Source organism: Bacteriovorax sp. Seq25_V, assembly GCF_000447795.1.
Lineage (GTDB): Bacteria > Bdellovibrionota > Bacteriovoracia > Bacteriovoracales > Bacteriovoracaceae > Halobacteriovorax_A.
This window is the reverse complement of the sequence record NZ_AUNI01000020.1, coordinates 214,447-233,762: the sequence shown is the minus strand read 5'-3', so window position 1 is coordinate 233,762 and position 19,316 is coordinate 214,447. Positions and strand designations below refer to the sequence as shown.

The 19,316-nt window shown below is 36.4% G+C and carries 15 protein-coding genes; 11 read left to right on the top strand and 4 right to left on the bottom strand.

Annotated features, from left to right (window positions below; genetic code table 11):
- Positions 1 to 12 precede the first annotated feature (12 nt).
- A complete protein-coding gene (locus tag M900_RS13820) occupies positions 13 to 915 on the bottom strand; it encodes a MerR family transcriptional regulator (RefSeq protein ID WP_034732801.1) in 903 nt (300 codons plus the stop codon).
- Positions 916 to 1,076: 161 nt separating this feature from the next.
- On the opposite strand from M900_RS13820, the gene M900_RS13815 reads away from it, so the two are divergent.
- From M900_RS13815 to M900_RS13805, 3 genes are all read left to right on the top strand, one after another.
- A complete protein-coding gene (locus M900_RS13815; protein ID WP_021275666.1) occupies positions 1,077 to 1,997 on the top strand; it encodes a TIGR01777 family oxidoreductase in 921 nt (306 codons plus the stop codon).
- A 262-nt stretch (positions 1,998 to 2,259) separates the two neighbouring features.
- Complete coding sequence (locus M900_RS13810) at positions 2,260 to 3,390, top strand: lytic transglycosylase domain-containing protein (protein ID WP_034732800.1); 1,131 nt, start codon at positions 2,260 to 2,262, stop codon at positions 3,388 to 3,390.
- Positions 3,365 to 4,090: a PilZ domain-containing protein gene (locus M900_RS13805; RefSeq protein ID WP_034732798.1), complete on the top strand. Its 726-nt coding sequence runs from the start codon at positions 3,365 to 3,367 to the stop codon at positions 4,088 to 4,090. Before M900_RS13810 ends, M900_RS13805 begins: the two co-directional genes overlap by 26 nt.
- On the opposite strand, the gene M900_RS13800 is transcribed toward M900_RS13805, so the two are convergent.
- Positions 4,065 to 5,012, bottom strand: coding sequence for a DUF523 and DUF1722 domain-containing protein (locus M900_RS13800; RefSeq protein WP_021275403.1), 948 nt, complete (start codon positions 5,010 to 5,012; stop codon positions 4,065 to 4,067). The two genes, M900_RS13805 and M900_RS13800, sit on opposite strands and share 26 nt — an antisense overlap.
- 124 nt (positions 5,013 to 5,136) lie before the next feature.
- On the opposite strand from M900_RS13800, the gene M900_RS17360 reads away from it, so the two are divergent.
- Positions 5,137 to 6,045: an endonuclease I family protein gene (locus M900_RS17360; protein WP_021275557.1), complete on the top strand. Its 909-nt coding sequence runs from the start codon at positions 5,137 to 5,139 to the stop codon at positions 6,043 to 6,045.
- Here M900_RS17360 and M900_RS13790 read toward each other — a convergent pair.
- On the bottom strand, positions 6,042 to 7,235 hold the full coding sequence (locus M900_RS13790; RefSeq protein WP_021275632.1) for a carbohydrate porin: 1,194 nt from the start codon (positions 7,233 to 7,235) through the stop codon (positions 6,042 to 6,044). The genes M900_RS17360 and M900_RS13790 overlap by 4 nt on opposite strands.
- Before the next feature lie 97 nt (positions 7,236 to 7,332).
- On the opposite strand from M900_RS13790, the gene M900_RS13785 reads away from it, so the two are divergent.
- Genes M900_RS13785 through M900_RS13755 form a run of 7 tightly spaced genes read left to right on the top strand, consistent with a single transcriptional unit; the run spans position 7,333 to position 18,381 of the window.
- Positions 7,333 to 9,309, top strand: coding sequence for a 4-alpha-glucanotransferase (locus M900_RS13785; protein ID WP_021275456.1), 1,977 nt, complete (start codon positions 7,333 to 7,335; stop codon positions 9,307 to 9,309).
- Between the two features lies 1 nt (position 9,310).
- Positions 9,311 to 11,950, top strand: coding sequence for a pullulanase-type alpha-1,6-glucosidase (gene pulA, locus M900_RS13780; protein WP_021275627.1), 2,640 nt, complete (start codon positions 9,311 to 9,313; stop codon positions 11,948 to 11,950).
- Positions 11,940 to 14,156: an extracellular solute-binding protein gene (locus M900_RS13775; RefSeq protein ID WP_021275618.1), complete on the top strand. Its 2,217-nt coding sequence runs from the start codon at positions 11,940 to 11,942 to the stop codon at positions 14,154 to 14,156. Before pulA ends, M900_RS13775 begins: the two co-directional genes overlap by 11 nt.
- Positions 14,156 to 14,974, top strand: a complete 819-nt coding sequence (locus M900_RS13770) for a sugar ABC transporter permease (RefSeq protein ID WP_021275289.1) — start codon at positions 14,156 to 14,158, stop codon at positions 14,972 to 14,974. Before M900_RS13775 ends, M900_RS13770 begins: the two co-directional genes overlap by 1 nt.
- A 2-nt stretch (positions 14,975 to 14,976) precedes the next feature.
- Positions 14,977 to 16,023, top strand: a complete 1,047-nt coding sequence (locus tag M900_RS13765) for an ABC transporter ATP-binding protein (RefSeq protein WP_021275294.1) — start codon at positions 14,977 to 14,979, stop codon at positions 16,021 to 16,023.
- Positions 16,016 to 17,410 carry an alpha-amylase family protein gene (locus M900_RS13760; RefSeq protein ID WP_021275600.1) on the top strand — a complete coding sequence of 465 codons (1,395 nt, stop codon included), beginning with the start codon at positions 16,016 to 16,018 and terminating at the stop codon, positions 17,408 to 17,410. Before M900_RS13765 ends, M900_RS13760 begins: the two co-directional genes overlap by 8 nt.
- Complete coding sequence (locus M900_RS13755; RefSeq protein ID WP_021275431.1) at positions 17,410 to 18,381, top strand: ROK family protein; 972 nt, start codon at positions 17,410 to 17,412, stop codon at positions 18,379 to 18,381. Before M900_RS13760 ends, M900_RS13755 begins: the two co-directional genes overlap by 1 nt.
- A 76-nt stretch (positions 18,382 to 18,457) precedes the next feature.
- Here the strand turns inward: M900_RS13755 and M900_RS13750 are convergent, their stop codons facing one another.
- Entirely contained in the window at positions 18,458 to 19,246 is a 789-nt protein-coding gene (locus M900_RS13750; RefSeq protein WP_021275318.1) for a thioredoxin domain-containing protein, read from the bottom strand.
- Positions 19,247 to 19,316: the final 70 nt, after the last annotated feature.

The following is a 19,316-nucleotide window of genomic DNA, read 5'->3' as shown; positions in this document are numbered from 1 at the left end:
TTCTATACAACTTTAAAAGCTTATACTTTGATCAATATGCTTAATGCTTTCAAAGATTGAGAAGTTCTTCACTGGCCCCTCTAGATCTTTAACTCTATTTGATTTCAAAGCAAAGAAATGCACATCATTTGAGACTTTCTTAGTTAAGTATTCCATATACTTCTGATGATACAAACTTTCTCTCTCTTCTCTTAGTGGACCGAGATAGAGCATCACGCCTTTTGCTTCAGTGGCATTAATCGTCTCGACCAGAGCTCCAGCAGAAACATCGTTACCCAAGTAAATAACTTCAATATTTTTAGAAATTAAAAGAATAGAAACAAGCAAAAGCGGAATCTCTTCAATAGAACCCTCTCCTCCAGCAACAATGACTTTTGAAAGACCAGGATTTTTCCTTCGCGACTTATAAATAACTTCGCCGAGATGAAATTTTAATAGTCCGTGAAAAGCTAACTCCCCCGCAGGTGATAACTCACGTCTTTGAATGAGAGCACCAACCTTATTTAAAAGTGGGATAAGTACTTTGATGACGAGGTCTCTGGTATTAACTAAGAGCTTAAGCTTTGAAAGCTCATGGTCAATAACATCAAGTTTATAAAGAGTAATGGCCATAACCATATTATCAAGAGACTGATTGAGATTAAGTTCGCCTGAAATTTTCTCTGGCGCCAGATCCTCACTATTAACCTTACCAAGTTTTTCCAGTAATTCTTTTAGCTCAGCGATATCAAGAGGTGCAATTTTCCCAATACTGTGCCCAAGAGTGCATAGTTGATTTAGAAGAACTAGCTTCTCCAAATCAACATCGCAATACTCTCTTCTACCCGTTGCCGACCTTTTTGGTACAACAGCATCATAGCGCTTTTCCCATGCACGAATAGTGTGAACCCCAACTCCAGATAACTTAGAGACCAACTGAATAGAATACTTTGTTTCGATATGCCCCTCCATCGTATAAAGGTAGTATAATTGGAAAAGGAAAATAAAAATAGATTTGTCTATGTTTTGTATAAATATTTTTAATCTCTATATAACTAAAATTACATAAAGAATTAGTACAACTTAAGGAGTGTAGGATGAATCTATTAATTACTGGGGGCACAGGCTTTGTAGGAGAGAAACTTCTGGAGCTCCTAAAGAGTCACAGTGAAATTAGCTCAATCTTCATGACCACAAGAAGTCCCGATCGTTATACGCATCTGAAAGATAAGTATCCAAAGATCAAGTTTATTACTTGGGATTCAGTATCAGATCTACCACAAGAGGAGTTATCGCAAATCGATGCTGTTATCAATCTTCAGGGTGAAAATATAAGTAATGGGCGATGGAGTGAGAAGCAAAAAAATAGAATTTATGCTTCACGAGTAGATGCCACAAAAGCGCTTGTAAACTCTGTTTTAAACCATTCTAAAAATTTAAAAGTATTTATCCAAACATCAGCAATAGGAATCTACCCTAGTAATGACAACTCAGTTATTAACGAAAATACGCAACCACAACAAGAGGGCTTCTTAGCTGGTGTATGTAAAGACTGGGAAGCGACTCTTAGACCTTTAGACGGAAGATGTCGTGTCGTAACTCTAAGAGTTGGAGTGGTTCTTGATCGCGATGGTGGTGCCATTGCTAAGATGAAGCTTCCCTTTCTAATGGGAGTCGGCGGAATCATTGGAAGTGGAGAACAACTAATGTCTTGGATTCACCGCTATGATCTGGCAAAGATCTACTGCGAAGCTCTCTTTAATGAAAAGTATGCAGGAGTATTCAATGCTGTGGCTCCAGAGGTTGTCTCTAATTATCAATTTACAAAGACACTTGGAAAGACGATAAAACGACCTACCATATTCCCTGTGCCAGCTTTCATCTTAAAGCTAATATTTGGGGAAATGTCATCGCTCCTACTCGACTCTCAACAAGTTGAAAATAAGGGCCTAAAAGACCTTGGCCATAAATTTCAATACCCTACAATCAAACAGGCTCTAGAAGAGATCTTCCCGTAAAATTGGGCCCTTATCACTGGGCCCACAAATTTTTTTGGCAAATTAGAAAAACCAATAAAAATCAATTTCTAAAGAACGAGTATTAAAAAAGCTTAATAATTAGTGTCTTAGAACTAAATTGTTAAGATATGTAATTAATCTGTCTCCAACTAGTGAGATTGAATATAATGACAAAAAGCTCATATATCCATCTGCACGTTAGTTCTCATGAGTAGGTTTTTAAGTAAGTGAAACTAACTTAAATAACCCATGAGGAGTAATTGTGATTAAAAAGATAATTAAACACACGACATTCATACTGCCGATACTCTTCACTTCTTGTGCAGGTCCAACAAATCCGTTTGGTAGTGAGACCATATCGATGTTTCTTAAATCAGAACAAGATAAGGTGGACGACTACAAGAAGCTTTCGCGTAGTCCTGCTCAAGAAGAGGAAAATAAAGTTCAAATTACTTTCTATCCAGAAAAGCAAAATTGGCATGATAATCATGACGTATACGTCATCATCAAATCATCAAAGAAGCAACTGCTTCCACAAAATCTTAGACTCTTCTGGAATCATAAAGACATTACAACAAGCTTTAAAGGAATTAGAGAAGTTATTTTTGAAGACAAGCTTAACATGATTATTAAAATCAAAGATATCAGACTACTTCCATTTCAAGACAACGATATCACTGCTTACTATATGGATTCAGAAAGTGGAATTGTCTCTTCAACTGAGTATCAAAAACCAGAATGCTTACTAAAAGAAGAAAGTAATATTGTTAACACAGATCCATTCAATGTTAAGCAGTCATTTATAAATCTTGTGAGAACCGAATCAGAAAAGGCAAATATCAATCCAAACCTTCTAATTGCCCTTATCGCTCAAGAGTCTGGTTTTAATCCTAAGGCGGTAAGTTACGCAAAAGCTATTGGCCTAACTCAAGTAACGGAACTGGCAAATAAGCATATTCTTGATGAGCATCGTCGTTGGAAGAGTGACAGTAGAATCAAGAAACTCCCTGTACCAATTATTCGCGCACTCATTGAACTTGGTAAGATCAATGAAAAAAATGAGTGGCGACTTGACCGTAAGAAGTCAGTCATCGGTGGAATTGAATATATTAAGTATCTTGAAAATTACTGGAAAGGAAATATCACTCTTATTGAAAGGGTTTATGGAACAAACTTTAATCAGGAACAAGTGTTAACGGATCTTATTCTTGCAAGTTACAACTCAGGTCCGTTCCGTATCAAGACACGACTTATAAAAGATGGTCGTGCTTGGAAACAATCAAAATCAATTTTAGAAGCTAGAAAATATGTTGGTAAGATTAAGAGTTACTGTAATCATTTTGCAAGTAATATCCAGGAGGATAAGTATGAAAATCAAGCCGCTAATCTTTAATATATATGCTGCACTATTCTTAATCATAGCGTGCAGTATTCCAGTACAAATTGGGATGTTATATAATCACGGGATCACGGAGTTAAATGCAATTTTTAACAAGATGACAATTTTCAATATTCTTGTCATTGCAACATGTGCTTATAACTTCTACTACTGTATGAAGGCTTCAGATAATGTAAAATGGTCTTTTCCTCTATCAATTGGTGTTGTATGTCTCAACAATTCAATTGTTCTTGTGTATGGAAATGACTTTGAAAGTTATAGTGTTATCTTAAGTACAATTATGTTCATTTCGACAACGGCATACTTTCTTCTAAGTCACGAAACAGATGTAATGAACCATCCAGAAAATCACTGGTGGCGAGTTCCTGAAAGAAAGAATATTCACCAACACATCGCTACGAAGATTAATGATGAAGTTCAGGATCTAGGTATGACTCATGACCTTTCAGTCGGAGGAGCGTTCATCCCAGTAAAACTTGAAGACCAGTATCATATGTTTAAAAGTGGTGAAATTATCGAAATTTTAATCGGTGATGAAAATCCTATTCAGTGTAAGGCTAAAATTGTAAGAAAAGTATCAGCAAGAGGTCAGTACCCAGATGGTATCGGAGTACAATTTATGGACCTCTCATTAACTGACAAAATTAAATTAAGACAAATTCTTTTTGCTAATCGATTAGCTTTAGCAGCTTAAGCTCTTTTGGATACAGTCCCAGGAGTACCTGTTCTTTAAGGTACTCCTTATTTTTCGATGAAACCAGAAAACTAAATAATTCGAGCAATGAGAGATAACTTGTCTCTCCTCTTGTATAGTCTTCAATTTTATTCAGCACATGATCTTTTTCATCCTTGTTTAAGTCTGTTTTGAAGTAGCCATAAATATGATAAAAAACATTCGCTCTTTTTTTAAGAGTTGGCTTTGAGCTCATAATTGTATTCATAAATTCGATTGCGTAATCATTTTTCACATCTTTAGACTTTAGACTATTGGCCGCTATTGTTCCAAGTTTAGCAACGCTTTTTGGGTCATGCTCCATCAGCATATATTTAAAGCGCTGATGAAACTTTTGAACCTCAGCAGTTGAAACACCAATTTTCTTCAGTTCAAAGTGACAATAAATATTTCGAACAAAGAGTTCTTTTAAAAGTGGATCATGTAAAAGTCCACTATCTATAATGGGAAAATTAGCAAACGAGTCCATTACAGATTGAGCAAAGAACCCATGGGCCTTTCGCAATTGTCTTCCCGATTTCTCATCATAAATTTTTGTTGTTCGATACCCACAGCTTGGGGACTTTTTCGCCAGAATTATTCCATCCGCTTCAGGAAAGGCCGCAATTATTTTTCTTGAGCTCTCCTCAATTTCCATCGTAAGATCTCGGCCAGATTTATTCTCTAGAAGTTTGAGCTGGCCATCACCACCTTCAACAACTCGCAAAGTCTCCCTTGGCGTACCAAGGCCCATTGTCATTTCAGGGCAAACTGGGTGAAAGTCCACGAACTTAGAGAGGATATCAGTAATCCAGACATCTCGTTGATGTCCTCCATCATGACGAATATTCTGTCCAAGTAAGCATCCACTAATAACAATTTTCGGTCTATTTTTAGTATTCATAGACTCATTATAGCTCATTTATAAACAAATAAATCCTAGGCAGATCTTAGACAAGATTATCTAAATTCCTATAAATATTACCCCCTCAAAGGATCATGGGACAAAGTATGGTAACTATTAAATCGTGAAAATATCAAAGAGAAATAAACTAAATCTGTCCCTTACGCTCTTAATTAGCTTCAATTGCTTCGGTTTTTACAGAAGTCAGCTACCTGTTGTTGATATCAGTTACTATGAGAAGGATCCGTCTCTCTATTACGGACAAGAACTTCTTGAAAAAAAATCCGGCGACATAAAAAGTATCCTTAGAACTATTTTAAATAGTGCCCATATTATTATTGAGAATGCTCCAGATCGTCTTTCTAATGAATGTGACGAAGGAACTTGCTACTCACACACGACATTAGGATATAAGAGGGCGCGCCAAATTCTTTTTGGACAGGTTTACCAACCAACAGAAGAACATACTGTGACTGAAATTTACTGTGGTAAGACCTATACTGATGGACAAATTGTTGATGGAGCGCAAATAAGACTTCAAGAAAATCAAATTCCAAATGGTAATATTTTAAATACAGAACACACTTGGCCTCGCTCAAGATTTGAAGTTGATGAGGATGAAAATCCAGATCAATACGAGCAAATGCTTTCAGATATACATCACCTCTACCCTACCGATACAATCGTTAATCGCGATCGCTATAATCATCAGTTTGGTGACGTTGATGAGGTTGTCACAAAACTTACCTGTGACGGTCCGAAGCTTGGACATAATAATGCTGAATCGATGACTATGTTTTTCGAACCACCAACTGAAGTAAAAGGAGATATTGCAAGATCTCTAATGTACTTCTCTGTTAAATATAATCTTCCATTAGGAGAAGTTGAAGAAACTTCACTTAGAAGATGGCACAAGTTAGATCCAGTTAGTGAATTTGAAGTAAGGAAAAATAATATCGTTCACGCCTACCAGGGAACTCGAAATCCTTTTATCGATTTCCCTGAGCTTGAAAGTAAAATTGCTGACTTTTAAAAATTTATAACTGCTATGGCTCCAAGATTCACACCGTGGCCCATGTCAGAATAATTAGGCTTACTCGCCGGATTCCACTGCGTATTACTTAAATAATAATGAAGGTAGCTTCCTGAAAAGATCGAATTATTATACGCAATCTCATATGCAATTGTTGTTCTCGCAAGATAATAATTAGAATGATTATAATTTACCAGAGAATAACCTAACTCAGTAAGAATCGCACGATCTTCACTAAGCGCATAACGAGGCCTAACTCCAGCACTATACCAATTAATATGCTTCTGCCCATCATTTTTATTTTCGTAAACAAGCGCAACGGCCATGCTGATTTTATCAGTAATTCCTGTCACTAAATGCTCAACAAATCTCAGGTTATACTTATCTGAATTATTTGTTCCAGACTGAAGCTTATTACTACCGTAGATATTTAAGTCGCCCATTAACTTCTCACCATAGATTATAGTGAAATCGTTAAAACCTTTTGGAAGATTACTTCTAAGTCTAAATCCAAAAAGACCACCAGTCAGATTCTCATATTCACTAGTTCCAAACTTTTCATCCGGTGCACGTGAATATACTGCCCATAAATTTATCGAATGATTTTTAGTCAGAGCAATATCAAATAGTCTTAAATCGAAATAAGATTTTACTTTCTTTGTATCATTGCCTTGATCTAAGGTTTGTTGAAGATAAGCTAGAGAAAGTTTACCAGAGAACATCGGAATATCTTTAACTCCAGCACCAACACCGTTCATTTGAGCAAAGTAATAGAAGTCATTGATCATAACATCAGCATCGCGATAAAATCTCTTTCCGACCCAGTAGGACCATGCTGTATTTTCATCCTTAACACTTAAGTAAGTTTCGATAGTATCAATGTCATTGTTTTCATCACCGTATTGCGCATCACCTTTTGGAGAAATTGCAAAAGTAAGAACGCCTGTAAACTCTGTGTTTGCAGAATTCTTTCCTGTCACTTCCATACGTGGTTCGATGTAATATCCACACTCATTACCAAGACGAAACTCATTCCCTGAAGAATATCGATTATTAAAGCATTGTTGCTTCTCTCCTGAGAGTGAATTACCTACTCCTCCGCGAATATAAGCATGCGGAGCAACAGAAAAATCCGCATAAACAGTTAATGACGCTGCCTGTAACAATAAAAATGATAAGAAAGTCTTCATATGCATCCAAGTTAATTGATTTGTTGTTATATGTTCATTAATATATTTCTAATACAAAACTAATTTAATCAACTAAAAACTGACCAAAAAAAATTTTATGGAATTAAAATCAAATTTATTAAGAAAAGCAGCCTTGGCCCTCAACATTCAAACAGGATATATTGACGTCAATGGTGATTATATTCGTGCAGCAATGAAGTCACTTCATCGTATTATTGAGGATCTTTGTGGATTAAAAATTTCCAAAGATCAAGATTTGATCGATTTATTTGAAAATCTAAAAAAGAAAAAATACCAAGACAAAGTTGATAGTCATATTGTGCTTTGGGAAAATGAAGAATCAAAACTTCTAATCTATACTGAATCTCCCCTGACAAACGAACTCTCAGGAATTTTAAAATTAGAAGATGGAACTTCAAAAAATATTACTCTTTCAATTAAAGACAAGTATAAAACAGAACTTGGAACTAAAAGTGTAGCAATTATTCCAAAAAATATTGCACCTATTGGCTATCACCGCCTCCAATTAAATCTTGAAGGAGAAAACCAGGCCGTAAATATTATTTTTGCTCCTAAACATATTGAGATTAAAGATCAAAAACAATGGGGACCATTTGTTCCAATTTACGCTTTAAAATCTGAGTCCGATATTGGAATTGGAAGCTTCAAAGAACTTAGAGATCTTGCTCCCCTTCTAAAAGAGAATGGGGCATCGTGGATTTCACTTCTACCTATTTTAGCTGCAAACTTTGATACTCCAGACTGTGATCCAAGCCCTTACTCATCTTTAACAAGACTATTTTGGAATGAACTCTATCTTGATTTAGACAGACTTGTAGCAAAGTACGAAAGCAAGGAAGCAAAATCGCTAATGGATTCAGATGTTTTTAAAGCAGAAAAAGAGAAACTAAGAGCAAATAAGTTTGTACAATACTATGAATGCTATCAGCTCAAAAAGAAGGTACTTTCAATTCTAAGTGAAGAGTTCTTTTCATCTAAAAAAGATCAGTCGCCGGAATACCAACAATTTAAATCAGAAAATCCAAAGATAGATGAATATGCAAGATTTAGAAGTTCAGATGTCAAAGAACAAAACTTTCATCGTTTTTGCCAGTTTGAAATGTGCAATGAATTAAAAGAATTCAAAAAGGATACTGGTCTTGGCCTCTACATGGATTACCCTGTTGGTGTTAATGACTCAGGTTTCGATTTTCAAAATAATGGTGATGTCTTCTTTAAAGCCGTCTCTGTAGGTGCGCCTCCTGAACCAATTTTCTCACTTGGTCAAGATTGGGGCTTCCCCTCATTCCACCCATTTGGGATTAGAAAAGACAATTATACATATTTCAAGAAGTCACTACAAAGCCACCTACGCTACTCAAATATTTTAAGACTTGATCATATTATGGGACTCTATCGCATTTACTGTGTGCCTAAAGGATACACAGGAAAAGAAGGCGTCTACTTAAAATTCCCCAAAGATGAGTTAATGGCCATTACAGTGCTTGAATCATCTCGCATGGGAGTAAGTCTCATCGGTGAAAACCTTGGAACTGTACCAAAGCAAGTTGATAAACTGATGAAAGAAAGAAACGTTAAAGGCATGTGGGTATGGCAATTTGAAGCACACCAAGACCAGGCCCCAGCTCTTAAATCAATTCAACAGAACCAACTTCTATGTTTTGATACACATGATATGCCAATGCTTGAAAGCTACCTTGATGGCTCAGACTTATCTCTCGTTTCTTCACTAGGTATTCTTTCTGAAAGTAATGCTCATCGAATAAAAGATGAAAGAATAAATTTCTTAAAAAGGTGGGAAGTTGATTCGAAAGAGTTTCAATTTGAGCTAACAAAGAAGCTTGCAAACTCACAAGCAGAACAAATGGTTATCAACCTCGAAAATATCTGGGGAGAAAGAGAACCACAAAATATTCCAGGAACATGGAAAGAATATCCAAACTGGAGGAGAAAGTTTGCACTTGATCTAAATGAGATTACACACTCAGAGAAAGTGAAAAAGACACTTGCGATTTTAAAAGAAGCAAGAAACTCAAGCACAACGGGGAATTAAAATGAAAAGGATACTTGTCACTATTTCACTACTTCTTTACGCAGTAACGACGCTTGCCAAAGCTAATCTCATTATTACATCAAGAGGTATTTGGCAGGAGAATACAATAACAGTTACGCTTGAAAATGGAACAAGTATCCACGAAATCACGAGTGCAAAAATTGTAAACCCTTTGAAAAAACTAAGTTATCCGATTACAACAAATCTTTCTTTCAACAATAAAATTAGCTTCAATACTCCAAATTTAACAAAGGACCAGGCACTCGAATTGGTTAAAGGTCCCTTAAAAATCGAACTCTTAAACTTTGCAGGACAGCAAGTTGATATTACCTCTGTGCAAATTGCAAAACTTCTCGACAAGTATTTTTTCTATGCTGGAAATGATCTTGGTGTCAAATACTCAAGAAATAACATCCAACTAAAACTCTGGGCCCCAACAGCTCTCGATGTAACAGTTAAGATATATAAAGAAGCAAATAACCTTAACTCACTTATAGAATCAGTTAAACTTCAAGAAGATGGAGGAGTTTGGAAAACAAATCTTTCAACTGAATATAATAAGTATTTCTACTTATACGAAATTACTGTATTTGACCCAGCTCAAGACTCAATCGTTAAGAATATAGTAACTGATCCATACAGCACCAACCTGACAACAAACTCTGTAATGTCTCAACTAGTAGACATCAATGACCAAGAAACAATACCGGCGAATTGGACAGATAAAAAGCAAGACCCTAACAAAGACATAGTTATATACGAAACTCACATTAGAGATCTTACAGCTAATGACAAGGGCGTTCCAAAAGAACTAAGAGGAACATTTAAGGCCTTAACGCTTGAGACATCAGAAGCAAGGAAGCATCTAGCAGCACTTGCTCAAAGTGGAATTACACATATTCACTTTCTTCCTCTAAATGATTTTGCAAGCGTCGAAGAGGATAAGTCAAAAATCCAAAACCTAGACGTGAGTGATGAAATTGTTGGGGCTTCAAAAGACCCACAAGAAAAAATTAATGAAACACGTTTTAACGATAGTTATAACTGGGGTTACGATCCATTTCATTACCTTGTACCAGAAGGAAGTTATTCAACTGCGCCAACTGGCACATCAAGAATGCTTGAACTTCGAGAGATGGTTCTATCCCTTAAAAAGATTGGCCTGAAAGTTATTATCGATGTTGTTTTTAATCATACATTCTCTGGTGGGAATGATCGTTTCTCTGTACTTAATAAAGTTGTGCCTAACTACTACTATCGCTTAAATGAGTATGGATATATCTACAATTCATCATGCTGTTCGGATACTGCGAGTGAGAACAAAATGATGGAAAAGCTGATGATTGATACTTCCATTTACTGGATTAAAAATTATAAAGTCGACGGTCTTCGTTTTGATCTTATGTCTTTCCACACAAGAGAGAATATGGAAAAGGTTAAATCTGAGATTGAAAAACTAACATTAGAAAACGATGGAGTAGACGGAAAAAATATTTATCTCTATGGAGAAGGATGGACTTACGGCTCACTAGTATCGACTAACTATCAAAAGTCTTTTGTTCAACTAAACTCATACGGTGCAGGCATAGGTCAATTCAATGATAGAATTAGAGATGCAATCCGCGGGGGAACAACTAGTCCAACAGAGAAGTCAGATCAAGGTTTTGCGACAGGACTCTTCTACGACTTTAATAGTGAGATCGCCAACAGAAATACTTCTCCAGATCTATGGCAACAAAGAGGAAAACTCCTCCATCTAGGTGATGTTATCAAGATCGCTCTTGCTGGAAACTTAAGAGATTATAAAATTAAAGATCATAATGGATATATTATGCCGGCAAAAGATCTGCATTTTAGAGGAACACCAACAGCATACTCGAAAACAACGATTGAAACTGTAAACTATGTTTCAGCTCATGACGGATATTCTTTATTTGATGCTATTAATGCAAAAGTTCCTTTTCATACACCAAATAGACACCCATCTGTAACAACGGCCCAGACGAAACAAAGAATAGCGGCCTTAAGTCTTGGACTCGTAATATTCTCACAAGGAGTACCATTTATCGAAGGTGGAAGTGAGCTACTTAGATCAAAATCTGGAGATGCAGACAGCTACGATTCAGGAGACTGGTTCAATGTAATTGATTGGTCACTTGAGTGGAATAACTGGGCAAAGGGTCTTCCAGTTAGCTTTAAAAACTACGATGACTGGAGCTTTTGGCTTCCACGCTTGAATGACCCCGCGACCTATGTCGAAAAAGTTAATATTCAAGACAATTTGAAAATGGTGAAAGCATACTTAAAAATCAGAAAGCACTCTTCTCTTTTCGATATAAAAGATCTAAAGCGAGCACAGGACGAAGTAACTTTTCTATCAAATAAAGACGGTGAAATCCCTGGCTTCATCTCGATGTATCTCAACAATAAAAAAGAAGAAATGATTATTCTTTTTAATGCAAGCAACAAAGAAACTACTCTACACAATGAGATAATTAATCCTCAGTGGACACTGCATAAGTATCTTACTCCAGGAGTAGATGAAGTTTTGAGCAACACTTCAATCGAAGACGGAAAGACTACAGTTCCACCGCGCTCAATTGTTGTCTTAGTTAGAAAGGATAGCCATTTTGCAAACTAATAAATTTTTAAAACTCATACTTTCAATCATCATTAGTACTTGTGCCATTGCTTCGAATAAAACACAAATTCAGCTATGGCACCAGATGATCTACTCTCATCGTTCAGTTTTAGCTGAGGTAATAAAAGACTTTGAACGAGAAAACCCGGATATTGAAGTCGTATCAATCTACCGCGAAACAGAAGAACTCCGATCTGCATTTCAATCAGCGGCCATGGGAGGAAGTGGTCCAGAAATTATTTTTGGACCAAGTGATCAAGTCGGGCCATTCGTAACCATGGGTCTTCTCCAAAACCTTGATGATGTCTACAAACAAGATGAGCTTGAGGACTTTGATCCGCTAGCGCGAGTTAAGTTCAATGACGAACTATATATGCTAGGAAACTCAGTTGGAAATTTCCTAATGTTAATCTATAACAAGGCCCTTATAAAAACTCCTCCAAAAACTCTTGAGGAGTTCATTCAAGTCGCTAAAGAAAATACCTCTCCTGCTAATGGTAAGGATTCTAGTGCCAGATATGGCCTGGCCTTTAACTATACTGAGCCATTCTTCTTTGTCCCATGGGTGACTGGTTTTGGAGAGCACTTCATCAAAGATGACAATATTCCAAATCTTGCAACAACATCAATGATTGATGCTTTTAAACTGATGCACGACTTTAAAGAAGTCTACAAAATTGTGCCACTTGAGTGTGACTACGAAGCGGCCAATGCCCTATTTAAAGAAGGTCGTGCGGCCATGATCATCAACGGAGACTGGTCATGGGGAGACTACAAGGCTGCAGGTGTAGACTTTGGAGTTGCAAGCTTTCCATTAATTGAAAAATCTGGTAAACATCCAGCTCCTCTTGTTGGGACAACAGGATATTCTCTCAATAAGAATATTCACTCACAGGCTAAGAAAGACGCTTCCATCAAACTTCTTCGCTACCTCACAAGTGAAGAAATTCAGATGTATTTTACAAAGGAAATTTCGACATTTCCATCTCGCTATAAAATTAGAGAAACAGAACTGGTTACAGGGAATCCTATTTTAAACGAAGCTTCAAAGATTATGAAAACAGGACAACCAATGCCGATTGTGCCTGAAGTCCGTGCTATCTGGGACTCTCTAAGAGGACTTTATCAATCTGTATTAGCAGGAAATATGGCGCCTGAAGAGGCTGCTTCACTTGCCCAAGAAAAAGCAGAAAAACAAATCTCTCAAATGAATGAGATCTTAAAACCTGATGCTTCACTTAACGTTATCTATGCGCTTTTTGCTGTTGTTATTATTATCATTCTTTTCTATTTCGCGAAAAGTCTAAAGAAAATAGTAACTGACATTATGGAAAGAAATCACTTTCCTTATGTCATGATTCTTCCTGCATACCTTGGGATTTTATCTGTAGTTCTTTTTCCATTTGTGTATAATATTCTACTCTCTTTCTCTAACTTCAGCCTTCATACTTTTGAAAGTTGGAGCTTAATAGGTATACATCACTACATTGAAGTTTTAACAGACCCAAAGTTCTATGAAATACTTCTAAAGACTATCATCTGGACTTTAACGAATGTGTTCTTTCACGTTTCTATCGGTGTAATTCTTGCCGTCATTATTGAGCAAGTGATGCCAAAGAAAAATATCTGGAGGACAATTTTAATTATTCCTTGGGCCATTCCTCAATACATTACAGCTCTTACTTGGAGAGGAATGTTTAATCAAGAGTACGGACCAATTAACTTATTTCTACAAGAATATCTCCAACTCTCTCCTATTCAATGGTTATCTCAACCGATGACAACTTTTGCGGCATGCTTACTCACAAATGTGTGGCTAGGTTTTCCATTTATGATGATCGTCGCACTAGGTGGGCTTCAATCTATTCCAAAAAGTATTTATGAGTCAGCAGAGCTTGATGGTGCTAACCCATTACAAAAGTTCTTCCATATTACATGGCCAATGATTACACCAGTAATTAAGCCTGCAGCACTTCTTGGCTGTATTTGGACATTTAATACATTAAACGTTATCTGGCTTGTCAGTAACTCAGGGGAACCAGCTGACCAGACACATATTCTAGTAAGTTATGTTTACAAGGCAGCATTTAACCTTTATCGCTATGGCTACTCGGCAGCATTATCTGTGATTATTTTTGTTATCCTCGTACTTGCAAGTCTGGGCGCTAACTACATCAACAAAAAATCAGCAAAGGCAGAATTATAATGGTTAAAAAAATTACATCATATATTGTTATTCTACTCGGATGTTTATTCTCAATTGTTCCAGTACTATACGTACTTTCCGTTTCGCTACGTGGGGATAATGCTTTTGGCGCAAAAACATTAAAAATCATTTCTTCGACATCAAACTTCGACAATTATGTGAAGCTTTTCACAGAGACAGCGTTTTTGACGTGGCTGTACAACTCACTACTAGTTAGCTTTGTTGTAACACTGCTTGGAGTAACTTTAGCGGCGACTTCCGGTTACTCACTATCAAGACATAAATTTAAAGGGAAACAATTTTTACTTTTCTCTATCTTAACAACACAAATGTTTCCAGCAACAATGCTGATGCTGCCATTTTTTATTATTCTTTCAAAGCTTCATCTTATTAATAACTTCCTAGGACTTGTGATCATCTATTCTTCAACGGCCCTCCCTTTCTGTATTTGGCAGATGAAGGGCTACTTCGACACAATCCCGAAAGAACTTGAAGAGGCCGCGAAGGTTGATGGCTGTTCCAACTTTCAAACATTCTACAAAATCATTCTTCCAATGTCGCTACCGGCCCTAGTTATCACTGGCCTATTTAGTTTTATGAGTAGTTGGAGTGAATATCTTGTTGCTGCCATCACGTTACAAGACCCGGCGCTTTACACATTACCATTGGGCCTCAAATCATTTCAATCATCTCTTTCAACACAATGGGGTTTATATGCTGCAGGAGCATTAATCGTTAGTATTCCAGTTGTGGTTTTATTTATTATTATTTCCAAATTCTTAGTATCCGGACTTACTGTCGGAAGCGTAAAAGGTTAAAAATGAAAAATTTAGAATTAAAAAATATTGTTAAATCTTATGACAAGCACAACGTTTTAAATGGTATTTCATTAAATATTAACGCTGGTGAATTTCTTGTTCTGGTTGGACCATCTGGCTGTGGAAAATCAACATTACTAAGATCAATAGCGGGTCTTGATATGCCGACTTCTGGTGATATCATCATTGATGAAAAAAATGTAACGAAGACTCCTGTCGCAGACAGAGATATTGCTATGGTTTTCCAAAACTATGCCCTTTATCCCCATATGACAGTTTATGAAAACATGGCCTTCTCTTTAAAAATCAAATCAAAACCAAAATCAGAAATCGATGAGAGAATTAAAGAAATTGCAAGTCTTCTACAAATAAATGAGTTACTGGATCGTAAGCCAAAAGAACTCTCTGGTGGTCAAAGACAAAGAGTCTCGCTTGGCCGTGCTCTCGCAAAGAGATCACCGATTATTCTATTTGATGAACCACTTTCAAACCTTGATGCTCATTTAAGACAACAAATGAGAATCGAAATCAAAAAGATTCATGAAATATACAAAAGTACCATTGTCTATGTAACACACGATCAAACTGAAGCAATGACAATGGGTGATAGAATTGCAATATTGAACAAAGGTAATATCATTCAAATTGATACACCTAGTGAAATTTACCGCTCTCCAAAAAGTGAGTTTGTTGCGCGCTTTATTGGAAGTCCAGAAATCAATCTAATCGAAGGCCACTTTAGTGATAATATTTTTAATGCGAAAAACACGAAGTTTAGCTTTCCTATGGGAGCTTACACGGACAAAATTTCAACGATAGGAATAAGACCAGAAGATATTAGTATTGATGATAATGGATCAGAAGCAACGATCCGCTTTATTGAAAACTTAGGTTCGACTCTGCTACTGTATATTGATTATCAAGATGTACAAATTAGATTAATCACAGGAACTGCAAATTATAAAATTGGTCAAAAAATAAAATTCACATTAAATTTTAAAAATATCATTTTCTTTGATAAGTCAGGACAAAGGATAGTAAATGACTAAGTTTCTTACCCTCCTACTTCTCACAGTTAATGTTTTTGCAATCAAAACAGTTCCACGCACTGTAATGGTTCAATTATTTGAATGGAAGTGGTCAGATATAGAAACCGAATGCCGAGAGAACCTTGGCCCAAATGGGTTTTCAGCAGTTCAAATTTCACCACCACATGAACACCTCAACTGGCCAAAGAATCCATGGTGGGAACGATACCAAGTTGTAAGCTATGACTTAACATCACGATCTGGAACAGAAGCTGAATTTGTAGAAATGATAAAGACCTGCCAGGAGCATGGGGTTGATATTTATGCTGATGTTATTCTAAATCACATGACAGGGATGCTGTCAGGCACTGGTTATAATGGCACTAAGTTTGATCATTACAACTATGAAGGTATCTATGAATACAAAGATTTCCATCACTGTGGTAAAAATGACAATGATGACATCTTAAACTTCAACGACCTCTATGAGCTACAAAATTGTGAGCTATTAAACTTAGCAGACCTCAATACAGGCTCTCCTACAGTTCAAGATAAACTTGCTAGCTATCTCAATAAATTAATCTCGCTCGGTGTAAAAGGTTTTAGAATCGATGCGGCCAAACACATCAAGGCCGAAGAGATTGGGATGATTGTTAGAAAGCTCAAGAAAAAAGTTTATATTTACCAGGAAGTTGTAAACACTGGAAATGATCCATTCAAAGTTTCAGATTACATTAAAAATGGGGATGTTCTCGCCTACTCATATCCATATATAATCGGAAATGCTTTTAAAAACTTTGACCTTGGTTCATTACAAAATAAGATAAACTCTCTTCCTTCATCTATGGATGCAGTTGTCATGGTAGATAATCACGACCTACAAAGGCATAAAGATCGCAATGAGCTACTTAGTGCGAATTATGAGCAGAAAGAGTTTGATATAGCACAAATTTTTATGCTGACTTATCCGTATGGTTATCCAAAACTTTACACTGGTTACAAATTCAACACTTTTGACGAGGGACCTCCTTTAGATGAATTAAGACAGACAAGAACTGTATTTAATGAAAAACGTGAATGTCAGGCACCTTTTATTTGTGAGCATAAAAGAAGTTATATCAATCCACTGGTTGGATTTAGAAATAGAACATCTGACTCTTTCTATGTTAGTAACTGGTGGACAAATGGAAAAGACATTCTTGCATTCGGAAGAGGAACAAAAGGTTTTGTTGTACTCAACAATTCTGCCAAAGATCTTCAGATGCAGTTTCAAACTTCCCTTCCGGCCGGAAGTTATTGCAACATTCTAGATGTATCTTGTGCAACAAAATACGTTATTGATGACAGTAAAAAAGTAGCACTTAAAATTAAAAGTAAGACAGCAGTTGTTTTAGAGAGAGCAGAATAATGAGTAGTTCAAAGAAATCATATACTATCGGAATTGACCTAGGTGGAACAAAACTAGCGGCAGGACTAATTGATGGTAATGGCACAATAATCGAATATATAAAAGTACCAACAGATATCAAGCAAGATAAAAGCCCAAAGGTTTCTCAAAAAAGACTTATCGCTCTTATGACTGATATTGCTATTGATATCAAAAAAAGATTCCCCAAAGAGTGCAATGGGAAAAACTTTAAAGGGATAGGTCTTGCAAGTGCTGGTCCACTAAATGTTGAAACTGGCTCCCTTATAAATCCAGTAAATTTCAAAGGGTGGAAAACAGTAGCAATTAGGGAGCTCTTAAAAGATTCTCTTGCCGAGGCCGGATTTAAAACACCAATTGTGTTTCAAAATGATGCTATCGCATCAGCATATGCAGAAGGTTGGCACGGCTTAGCAAAGGATAAGAAAAGCTATGCTGTGATTACTGTTGGAACAGGAATCGGAACAGGGATAATCCTAAATGATCGTCCCTGCCAAACCAATGGAATGGGATCAGAATTCGGACATATGCTAGTAGATATAAAGCGCCTAAGAGACACAAAAGACAATTACTCACTTATGACTGTCGAGGGAATAGCTTCAGGAACCGGACTAATTAAAAGATCAATGGCACAAGGATTTAACTATAACTCTGTGGAAGAACTCGTCCTTGCACATAAGCAAAATGGAAATAAACACGAAGACCTTTTTGATGATATGTCGGCTGCTCTTGCAATGCTTTGCTTCAATTTATCAATCGGCTTTAATCTCGAAGGAATATATATTTCAGGTGGTTTAATCAAAATCAAAGATTTATTTCTAAAGAATCTGAAAGCTGAATATGCGAGACTTATTAAAGAGTTTAACCCGTCTTACAAATGCTCAATTGATATCGCAGGAACAAAGAACTTTGCTGGCGTTATCGGGGCGGCTTACCTACCTTATACAAAATGAAAAAGGGAGGGCCAGACTTGCGTCTGGCCCAGGAAGAGACAACATAAACCTGAAGGATATCAATATCCTTCAGAACCTATAATTTTAAAATTTTTGATATTATTTTATCGAAGTGCTCAACAGGATAAGCTCCTCTAACAGGAATTCCATTGACTAGAAATCCTGGAGTTCCGCTAAATCCAAGCGTTGCGGCTTCTTTTTCATCGGCTTCAATTCTTTTTGAAACTTCTTCACTTTTTACAAGTTTCTTAACTTTCGAAAGATTTAATCCTAACTCTTTAACAACAGACTCAAGATACTTTTCACCTAATCTAATCTTCTGTTGATTTTGTAATAAAATATCATGAAACTTAAATGCTTTTTGCCCATCTAAAATTCTTACTGCTTCATAGTATTTAGAAGCAAGTCTTGCAGTAGGATGGATAGAATCAATTGGAAGATGCTTATAAATAAACGCGACCTTTCCGTCGTATTTTTTCAAAATTTCATCAACTATTTCTGCACCTTTTGCGCAGAAAGGACATTGAAAATCTGAATACTCTACGATAGTTATCGGAGCGTCTTTTGTTCCACGAATCAACTCATCTTTTCTGACTTCAAACTTCATTGGTTTTTTAAGATAAGTTTCAATTTCTTGAGTTTCCTGTTCAGCTCTATTTTTTTCAGCATTTCGACGTGCATCCTTGGCCATATCTTGGAATGCGCTTAGAAACTTCTCTGGATTTTTTTTGATTAGATCAGTAATTATCTCAGGGTTTTCAGAAAGTGTTTTTTCTAGATTACTTTTGAAATTTGTATCTGATGTACATGATGTGAATGCCATCAGGGCAATAAGTGGACTTAACTTAATCAATTTTAAACTCATACTAATCTCCAAAGAAGGTTTCTATTACCTAACTCATCGAAGATTAGTATGGCATACTAAATACTTAGAG